Here is an 8,604-nt window from a genome sequence, read left to right as displayed (position 1 = left end):
CCTATCGCCCGGACGTCGGCGCGGCGGACTTGGGGGATGACTGGCCTGGTGGCTTTTTTTGCCCTTGCCATGGTTCCAAGTTTGACCTGGCCGGCCGCGTGTTCCGCAACGTCCCAGCGCCGCTCAATCTGGAGATCCCACCGCACGCGTATCAAGGCGAAACCCGTCTGGTGATCGGCCAGGATCGCAATGGAACCGGATGATGACTTACCCCGACAGTGCACTGCTGATCGTCCAACCCTGCGTTGTCAAGGAGGCGCCCATGAGTACCATATGTGTTATTGCCATCGTGCCCTCTGAGCTTTTGGAGAAGCTGGAGAAGCGCCTCGCAACCGTCCACGCGCCCGGATTGACCGCAACGAAAGTCAAGGGGTACGGCGAGTATCGGAATTTCTTCTCGAGCGATCTGACCACCCGTGCACACCAAGATCGAGATCTTCGCGGAGGAAAGCGACGTCGAGGCCATCACCAAAGCGATCATCGAGGTAGGACAATCCACCGTGCCAGGCGCCGGGATTGTGGCGGTAATCGCCGTCGAGAGGTTCTTGCATCTACACGTTCCCCCGGGAGCGTCAGTGGATACAGCCGAATGACCCGAATCGGCTGGTGCGTTGGGTGCCGGCGGGGATGAGCGCCCATGAATGCGGCGAGGCACAGATCGGCCGCAGGGCCAGATAACGATGCCCGTTGAACGGAGTTGCGGCGGCACGTGGCACCGGTCGGAATGCAAGTGGCACGAGCCGCGGCATTGCGTGGCCGGTAATTCAGTTCCAGAGGTGGGCTATGCAAACTGGCATGGCAGTGGCGCGTACGGGCGACACCGGGCGAGTATGGCGCTTGGCTCCGGGGCAATTCCTCCTGGGGCTGCTCCTCGTCACGTGGCTCTGTATCGCGGGCGCCGCTGGCGTTTCCCGCGCCGTGGGCGAGGAAGATCTTCTGCCGCCTGAGCGGGCCTTGCGCTTTGCGGCCCGGCAACTCGACGAACACGCCATCGAGGTGCACTTCGACATCGCGGACGGCTATCACCTCTACCGTGAGCGATTCGCCTTTGCTGCCCGGCCGGCAGGGGTGAAGCTCGGTACACCTGTGCTTCCACCAGGGCAGGTTAAGTACGACGAGGCGTTTGGCAAGGAGATGGAGATCTACCATGGTGGCGTCAAGATTCGCGTGCCAGTGGAGGTCACTCCTGCGGATGGCGAATGGACGCTGGTCGTGACATCGCAAGGCTGCGCCGACAAGGGAATCTGTTATCCACCGATGGAGAGCGTATACAAGGTGGGCGGCAGCCCGCTCGGCGGGCCTATTTGATAAGCGCGAGGGTGGCACGCCAATGGCGATGCTTGTGCCACCGACTGCAGTAACCTCTCCCGGAGCGGGCGAATACCAGGGCGGGCATGCGATACCGGAGATCGTGCCACATGGCGATGACGGCGACCGCATCATTCGCGCGCTGACCAGCCACCAGCTTGGGGCAATCGCGCTGCTCTTCCTCGGCTTCGGCCTGCTGCTGACGGTCACGTCGAGCGTGCTGCCGATGGTGCCGATCCTTTGGTCCATCGTCGTGGGCGAGCACGTGACACGCAGCCGTGCGCTGATCATCTCGCTAGACTACGTGCTCGGCTCGGCGGTAGCCTATGCCGGCGTCGGCATGGCCACCGGGTGGCTCGGTGAGAGGGTCTTGACAGGGCTGCTGACGCCCTGGGCGCTCGGGGCCTTCGCCACGTTGCTCGTGGCCCTGGCGCTATCGATGTTCGGGCTCCGCGCGCTGCTGCGGCAGCCCCGATCGACGACATCCGCACAGCAGCTGGATCGTCGGGCTGCCGCAGCACTGGGGGCGATGTCCGCGTTGGCCGTCGCGCGCATCATGCCGGCGCCGCTATCGAGCACGCTCGCCTATCTCGCACGAACCGGTGATGCCATGACCGGAGGCGGTGCGTTATTCGCATTGGCGATCGGCATGGGGTTGTCGCTGGTGCTGGCCGGCGTCGCCGCCGGCAATCTCCCGCCGCGCGCCGGGCACTGGCTGGAGGTGACCAAGCGTTGCCTTGGCTTTCTGCTGCTGGGCGAGGCGAACTTGGGTGATCACCCCGCTATTGCCACCCTGGGCCGTGATGGCAACGTGGGCCGCTCTGCTGCTGATCGCCGCAGTTTTCCTGGGCGCCTTCGATTCGCTTGGCCCCAAACCGCATGGCGTGGCCCGGCTGGGCAAGGGCCTGGGCCTGATCGCCGCGCTGGCGGGAACCATCCTGTTGGTCGGGCTGGCGTCGGGCGGGCGGGATCTGCTGCAGCCTCTGTCGCACCTGCGCACTCGCCAGTCGTCGCCAGCCACCGCCGCCGACCACGCGGTGGTGCACTTCGCGCGGATCCGCTCGGTGGCCGAGCTCGACGCACGTCTGGCGCAGGCCGTTGCGGCCCGCAAGCCGGTACTGCTCGATTTCTATGCCGACTGGTGTGTCAGCTGTAAGGAGATGGAGACGACTTTCAGCGATCCCGGAGTTCAGACGCAGTTGGCCGGGGTTGTCGTACTTCGAGCTGATGTGACACAAAACAACGCCGAGGACAAGGCGTTGCTAAAGCGCTTCGGCCTATTCGGGCCGCCCGGCATCATCTTGTTCGGCGCCGATGGGCGAGAGAGCCCGGTGCGGGTCATCGGCTATCAATCCGCATCGCGTTTCCTTGATAGCCTCGAGCGCGCCTTCGGTAAGGAAGGCAGGCCCTAAGGATGACATCACCGACTCCAACCCGCGAGGATAACGGCACAATCCGAAAAAAAATGGGCTATGCAGTGCGCCACTGCGATGGTGAGTCCGGCGTGCTCGTCGCACTCGGCAGCAGCCGATGGGCGTAACGTGCAATCGGAAAATCGAAAGTACCACGCAAATTGATGCCTTCCAGACGAGTCGGCGCAATCTGGCGCAAATCCTCGGCACGCATGGATTCGCCGCCGATGGCCTCAATCGCGTCCAGCGCGCGCTGCATGTGCAGCGTGTTCCAGGCCATCACGGCATTGGACAACAAGGTCAGAGCCGACGACACCGCCGCCAGCGACGCATCGTGCCGGGTCAATTCCAACGGAATCTTGCCATAGTGGATGGCCCGCTGCACCGTGTGGACCGCCTCGCCGCGGTTCAAGGCATGCTGCATCTCATGGCGGAACGCGGGATTGGTGAAATAGTCGATGAGGAAGATCGTGCGAAACAGCCGCCCGAGATGCACGCCAGCCTCATAGATGGGTTGACCTTTCGCCGCTGCACCGAAACGCATCAGGGCCTGCACTGCCGTACATTGCCCCGCTTTGCACCGATGCCGCGATCCGGACCAGTTCGTCCCAGGCACGTTCGATCAAGACCAGCCGGACATCCGCGTCCGCCACCGCAGCCAATTCCGCCGGTATCTCGTGATCCCTGGGCACATGCAGGCGGCGATCGCGCAGGTGGGCAAGCCGCGGGCAGAGATCGAAGCCAAGTAGCCGGGACAGGCTCATGGCGAAATCGGTGTAGCCATGGGTATCGACCGCTAGTTGTGCCACGTCTTCCGATCCGCTCTGGCGGATGACGCCCTCAATGGCGACACCGGCCTGCCGCTCGTTCAGTAGGATCGGCTGGTCATAGAAGATGCCCCAGCGGTCCCGGACATGCGTGTACATACCGATCGATGCCGTGCGCCGGCGCGGATCAGCCCGTGCCCGCCAGACTGTGCGCGTGGTCTCCAGCGACATCATGTCCGACGACGCCAGATCGGCGCGCCCCCAGTGCTGGGCGATCGGGTGCTGATGCATGAAGATCAGGACGGCATCGGCGGCCTGGCGCAGTTTGCGCTCGTCCGCGATGCGATGCATCATTTGCCGGATCGCGCTGGGCGACAACTCCGGCACCATCCGTGCGAGGTCCGCCGCCGACATTGAGGTGCCGTGCGCCAGCACTGCAGCGTAGATCATCAGCAGCTCGCTGCGCGAATGCGGTTCCCGACCCAGCAGGAGCCAGCTGAAGTGGGTGCTGCTGTCAATCTCCAGCAGGATTTCGGGCAATTGTCCACCGGGGTGCCGCTCGAACAGCGCGCGTCGCAGCGCCTCCACAGAGGCTTCCGGTTTCTTTGCCGTGAGCGGATCGATATGGATGGCGCTATCAATGTTCAGCTCCCCACGCTGGACTGCATCGCGCAACCTGGCGAGCCCCGCGTCCAGGTGCGCCACCACAGGATCGAGGAACGCCTTGGCGTCCTGCGGCAGCTTGAGATGACCGTAGAAATGGTTACGCCGGGCTTGCCAATCCTCTTTGGAGATGAGTAGGGCCGCCTGACTGCGGAAGGCGAAGCTGTGGTCCAGGAAGACCGAGCCATTGCGCAGCGCCACCCGCAGGGCAAACAGCGTCCCCCACTCGAAGGCGGCCAGGGCCCGCTTGCGATCCAAGCCCTCTAGTGCTGGCTGCCAGGCGCGTCCCAATCGAACCATCACCCGATCAGGGAGCCAGTCGGCCCTGCGCGCATAGAGCTTGCGCAGTACCTCCATTGCCTCGATCACCGGGTGGGCCGACTGTGCCGCAAATGGCAGATGAACCAGTCTGCCCAGCAAGGCACGGGATAGCCTGTGTCGCGACAGGAGTTGCGCGCGGATGAGGCTGGCACGGCTCGCTAGATGCTGACCAGCTGCCTCGTCAGCCAGATTGCTCAGTTGCTGACAGAGGGCATCCCTTGTCTGCGTCTCGTCTGCGACCAGCGCTTTGACGGCGGCAGCGAATTCCCCCAACTTGGTACCTGGGTCCGGTCGGCCCGCGTCAATTAGGCGTCCGGCATCGTTGACGCATTTGCGAATCCAGTGCCGCAGCATGGACGACAATTGATCCGTGGCCGCGCATAAGGCATAGCGTAAAAAGCAAGCCGATTCCAGGCGGCGGGACTGTTGCGCGACCCGCTTGCTGACCGACGCCGGGCGGTTGGCACAGCGCCGCGCATAGTGCCGCACCACCGCCTCATTGCAGGCTGCCGGCCAACCGCTGTGGATGCCCAGCTTGTACAGGCGGTCGATCTTGTCGAACAACTCGCCCATCTGATGGGTCGAATTGCGTAGCGGGACAGCCCACAGCCATTGTTGTAGGCTCGGCCGGTCGTTTTCTGGCCGCGGTAGCAGGGCACCCCACGCATCGAGGGAAACCTCGCCGTAGGCCTGCACCAGCGCGTCAGCCAGGGCCGACTCGAATGCCTCTCCGGCCTGGCTGATCAGCCGCTTCAGCGCTCGGTCATGCGGAATCAGGATGCGATGCTCGTAGAGCCAGCGCTTCAACTCGTGCAGCAGGTCACTGCGGCTCGGTTGCCCTGCCAGCCGCTCCTTGAGCCAGCGCGTCACGTAACGTCGCTGATGCTCTGCCATCGGGCTGAACCCCAGGGCTTGGTAGGCCAGCATCTGATGGTCCACCAAGGTATCGGTGCGCCCGTCATACAGCGCGCTCAGCGTGCCCATGTCCGGCGGCGTGATGCCGAGTTGCGCGCCCACAAAGGCCCAGAGGAATTTTGGCACCTGCTTGTAGGCATCGAGGGTGCGCCCCGTCATGCGGACAAAGCCAATGTGAACGGCACAGGCCAAGCGGTACAAATGGCTGCGCCGCGCATGGATCAGGGCCCGCTCTTTGGCGGAGAAGGTGAAGAACGTGGTAAGCTCAAACTCGCTGAGTTCGCGCGGAATCTGCCGCATGCCCAGATACGCCAGTTGCCAGTGATCCATCGCGCTCTCCCAAGCGTAAGACGGACCGCTGAGGTTATCGGCAATGAGACCGGGACGCAACGTTTCGACACAATAAGTGCGCTATGAGGCAATCGCGCCCAACTGGCGACAGTAGACAGCAACTTATTGATTTACTGGGGTATTTTCCCGGACGCCGCCCGGAAACCCGCGTGAATGCTAAGGGTGGCTACCCCGGTAAATTGCACCGAAATCAAGGGGACGCCGATCACCGCCGTCATGCCGAGCAGGACCATCCCCACGGCGCGGGTCGCTAGTCCCAGCAACAGCAGAGCTGGGGCGGTCAGCTCGATTGACACCGCCAGGTAGGCCGCAGACTTCGAGGGCACCAGCGGCACCCGGTAGTCCCCGCGGAACAGTTCGAGGGCGGTATTCCAGTTGGCCAGCTTGGCCATCGCCGAGTTCCAGACGGTTGGCTTTTTCTCAACCCGCACAGCAAGACAGTTGCGTGACGTCCTTGGCAAAGGTCTGCGCCGCGAGCTTCAGCCCCTCGACCATCGTCAGGTATGGGAACAAGTGGTCGGCCAGCTCTTGCACGGTCATCCGCGCCCGGATCGCCAGCGCCGCCGTCTGGATCAGCTCACCCGCTTCAGGCGCCACCGCCTGCACGCCGATCAGGCGGTCCGATCCTGCCTCGGCAACCAGCTTGATGAAGCCGCGCGTGTCGAAGTTGGCCAACGCGCGCGGCACATTGTCGAGCGTGAGCAGGCGGCTATCGGTCTCGATGCCGTCGTGGTGCGCTTCCGCCTCGCTGTAGCCCACGGTGGCGACCTGCGGGTCGGTGAACACGACCGCCGGCACGGCGCTCAGATCAAGCGCGGCATCGCCTCCGGTCATATTAATCGCCGCGCGGGTGCCGGCCGCCGCGGCCACGTAAACGAACTGCGGCTGGTCGGTGCAGTCGCCGGCGGCGTAGATGTGTTGCGCGGTGGTTCGCATGCCGTTGTCGATGACGATGGCGCCCTGCGCGTTGACCGTCACCCCCGCCGCCTCCAGTGCCAGCTCACGCGTGTTCGGCGCGCGGCCGGTGGCGATCAGCAACTGGTCGGCGCGGATTTCGCCGTGCCCGGTAGTGAGCACGAATTCGCCGTTCGCGTAGGCCACTTGGCTGGCCTGCGTGTGTTCCAGCACCGTGATGTCCTCGACACGGAAGGCGGCCGTGACGGCCTCGCCGATGGCCGGATCCTCGCGGAAGAACAGCGTGCTGCGGGCCAGGATCGTGACCTGACTGCCGAGCCGGGCGAAGGCCTGCGCCAGCTCCACGGCCACCACCGACGAGCCGATCACGGCCAGCCGCTTAGGAAGGATGTTGCTGGCCAGCGCCTCGTTCGAGGTCCAGTACGGGGTGTCCTTCAGACCGGGGATCGGCGGCACAGCCGGACTGGCACCAGTAGCGATCAGGCAGCGGTCAAACGCCACCTCGCGCTCGCCGCCTTCGGCCAGGCGCACGCTCAAGGTGTGTCCGTTCTGGAAGCAGGCCTCGCCGCGCAGCACCGTGATGGCCGGCGTGCTCGCGAGGATGCCCTCGTACTTGGCGTGGCGCAGCTCATCGACACGCCCCTGCTGCTGGGCGAGCAGGCGCTCGCGCAGGATCGCCGGTGGCGTGGCCTGGATGCCCCCGTCGAACGGGCTTGCGCGGCGTAGATGGGCAATGTGGGCCGCGCGGATCATGATCTTGGACGGCACACAGCCAACGTTGACGCAGGTGCCGCCGATGGTGCCGCGCTCGATCAGGGTCACCTCGGCGCCTTGCTCGACGGCCTTGAGGGCCGCCGCCATCGCGGCGCCGCCGCTGCCGATGACGGCGATGCGAAGCCCGCAGCCTTCGCCTGCGGATTTCTCACCGCGGCCCAGCCAGCCGAACGCCTTGTCGAGCAGGCTGCCGCGCTTTTCCGCCGGCGGGGCCTCGGCGAGCATGGCCCGGTAGCCGAGTCCGGCCACGGCGCCAGTCAGCGCATCTGGCGACGTGCCGGGTTCGGCGGCGATTTGCGCCGTCCCCTTCGGGTAGGACACGACCGCAGACCGCACGCCCGGCACCTTCTCCAAGGCATCCTTGACGTGGACGGCGCACGAGTCGCAGGTCATTCCAGTAATCTTCAAGTGGGTCATACCACAGTTCCAATGTTCACTTCGGCAGCGGCCAATGCGGTCAGCCGCGCTTGACCGGGGGTTCACAGGCGTTCGGTGCCCCGCAGCGCTTTGCCGGCGAGATGAAGTCCCAGATCGATACGCCGACCATGAAACTCAGGCCGACATAGAGCAGCGCCTCGCTGCGCCGGCCAACCGTCAAATACACCGCCGTCAGTACCAGGAGTGGGCCGATCACGCCGAGTGCGGTCCGTTGCCACTGCCGATGGCTAAACCAGGCAGTCGCATTGGCGAGTAGCGCGATACCAGCGAACACCCGCAGCAGAACGCTAATGAACAGCCCTTCGTACTGGCTCAGGAAGCCTAGGCCAATAGCCGCGCCCAAGCCGGCGATGGCGGGAAAGCAACTCGCGCAACCCATCGCCGAGACGATACCGCCGAGCGCCCCTGCCTTGTTGGTCACGCGCGTGATCCGTCCCATGCGGTCACTCCCATGTTCGATCCGGGGCTTACCGCTTGACGCTGGACGGATAGCCCGCGTCCTCGGTCGCCTTGGTCAGTTTCTGCACGCTGGTCTTGGCATCGTCGAAGGTGACGACGGCCTGGCGCTTCTCGAAGCTCACTTCGGTCTTGGTCACGCCGTCGACCTTGGAGAGCGCCTTTTTGACCGTGATCGGGCAGGTTTCGCAAGTCATGCCCGGCACGGACAGCGTGACGGCTTGCATGGCGGCCCACGCCGGAGCAACGGCGGCGAGAGCGAGGGCGGCAAACAGCTTCTTCAT

The 8,604-nt window shown here is 64.7% G+C and carries 4 protein-coding genes and 4 pseudogenes; 3 read left to right on the top strand and 5 right to left on the bottom strand.

What is annotated here, in order from left to right:
- From CBM2594_RS26465 to dsbD, 3 genes and pseudogenes are all read left to right on the top strand, one after another.
- A pseudogene (locus CBM2594_RS26465) lies at window positions 1-203 on the top strand (Rieske 2Fe-2S domain-containing protein); the annotation flags it as partial.
- Window positions 204-416: 213 nt separating this feature from the next.
- The gene (locus CBM2594_RS26945) at window positions 417-593 is read left to right on the top strand and encodes a hypothetical protein (RefSeq protein WP_227311957.1); all 177 of its coding nucleotides are present in this window, start codon (window positions 417-419) and stop codon (window positions 591-593) included.
- A gap of 190 nt (window positions 594-783) precedes the next feature.
- Window positions 784-2,720 (top strand): annotated as a pseudogene (dsbD, locus tag CBM2594_RS26450) (protein-disulfide reductase DsbD).
- Between the two features lie 58 nt (window positions 2,721-2,778).
- Here the strand turns inward: dsbD and CBM2594_RS26445 are convergent.
- The 5 genes and pseudogenes from CBM2594_RS26445 to merP form a co-directional block, all read right to left on the bottom strand.
- Window positions 2,779-5,716 (bottom strand): annotated as a pseudogene (locus tag CBM2594_RS26445) (Tn3 family transposase).
- Window positions 5,717-5,934: 218 nt separating this feature from the next.
- A pseudogene (locus tag CBM2594_RS26440) lies at window positions 5,935-6,198 on the bottom strand (DoxX family membrane protein); the annotation flags it as partial.
- Window positions 6,158-7,843, bottom strand: coding sequence for a mercury(II) reductase (gene merA, locus CBM2594_RS26435; RefSeq protein ID WP_062799379.1), 1,686 nt, complete (start codon window positions 7,841-7,843; stop codon window positions 6,158-6,160). The pseudogene CBM2594_RS26440 and the gene merA, both read right to left, overlap by 41 nt.
- 40 nt (window positions 7,844-7,883) lie before the next feature.
- On the bottom strand, window positions 7,884-8,303 hold the full coding sequence (gene merC, locus CBM2594_RS26430) for an organomercurial transporter MerC (RefSeq protein WP_062799381.1): 420 nt from the start codon (window positions 8,301-8,303) through the stop codon (window positions 7,884-7,886).
- 28 nt (window positions 8,304-8,331) lie between these two features.
- Window positions 8,332-8,604 (bottom strand): mercury resistance system periplasmic binding protein MerP, encoded by a 273-nt coding sequence (merP, locus tag CBM2594_RS26425; protein ID WP_062799383.1) that lies wholly within the window; start codon window positions 8,602-8,604, stop codon window positions 8,332-8,334.

Source organism: Cupriavidus taiwanensis, assembly GCF_900249755.1.
In the GTDB taxonomy this organism is placed as follows: Bacteria; Pseudomonadota; Gammaproteobacteria; order Burkholderiales; family Burkholderiaceae; genus Cupriavidus; species Cupriavidus taiwanensis_D.
The sequence above is the reverse complement of the archived record's forward strand: the minus strand, read 5'-3'. Positions and strand labels throughout refer to the sequence as shown.

Bases quoted from the DNA above. Each gene is read 5' to 3' on its own strand.
- merA (WP_062799379.1), bottom strand. From the start codon at position 7,843: ATGACCCACTTGAAGATTACTGGAATGACCTGCGACTCGTGCGCCGTC.
- merC (WP_062799381.1), bottom strand. From the start codon at position 8,303: ATGGGACGGATCACGCGCGTGACCAACAAGGCAGGGGCGCTCGGCGGT.
- merP (WP_062799383.1), bottom strand. From the start codon at position 8,604: ATGAAGAAGCTGTTTGCCGCCCTCGCTCTCGCCGCCGTTGCTCCGGCG.